1 protein-coding gene is annotated in these 823 nt (G+C 31.1%); it reads right to left on the bottom strand.

From position 1 onward, the window contains the following. Positions 1-231: 231 nt before the first annotated feature. On the bottom strand, positions 232-823 hold a 592-nt coding region (locus tag E1171_RS00585; protein ID WP_222931296.1), incomplete at its 5' end, for a GNAT family N-acetyltransferase.

Here is an 823-nt window from a genome sequence, read left to right on the forward strand (position 1 = left end):
CACTTAGTATCATTGATTACCAAATTCCCCATTTGATTTTGATAGCTGCTCATGTCATCCTATCACAATTCTTTCCCTTTGTATTAACAAGTAAACAGAACAAGTCCTCTTAATTTGATCCGAGAAATAATTCTCCCTTATATTTAAAGTAACTCAAAGGTTTTCCTGCCTAATCTACTTTTCAGCTTCCTTGTTTGTAATTTGGCCAAGCAATTCAACTTGTTTTTGCAGTCAGTTCTCTTTGGAAAACTGATATTTTCGTTCTGTACACTTTTCTTTTTCAGAGTAGAATTCTTCCACAAATTCCATTTCTTTTTCCAAAATTGAAACAGAGCCCAAATTCAATCTATTTACGTAAGCTACTACCTCTTCAATTTTCCGTTCTTCAAATAGAAAATTAATTAACCCAGAGACAATTTCTCTACCAAAACCCTTCCCCCAATGACGTTCTCTTAGCCTATAAGCTATTTCCCTTTCAGATTTATCATTTTCATAAACACCACAAATTCCTATAAATTCCCTATCTACTGCTGATTCTATAGCCCAAATATTATATAACATCCCATCACTGGTGTAATAATTAATAAACCGATTTAACTCCTTTTCACTTTCAGTTATAGACATCGGATTTTTTACATATTTCATCACATTTGGGTTTCCCTGCATGTCATGAAAAAGTAGTAAATCTACACTTCTCAGTTTTCTTATAACTAATCTTTCTGTTTCAAAAATCATATTTCTTTCCTTTGGCAAAAGAGAATTCATCTTTAAACCAATAATTAAAAAAGTTAAAGTGATTATAAGTAATAATTTCAGAAATTTT

Origin of the sequence: Xanthovirga aplysinae (assembly GCF_009711365.1) — a bacterium.
GTDB classification, from domain to species: domain Bacteria; phylum Bacteroidota; class Bacteroidia; order Cytophagales; family Cyclobacteriaceae; genus Xanthovirga; species Xanthovirga aplysinae.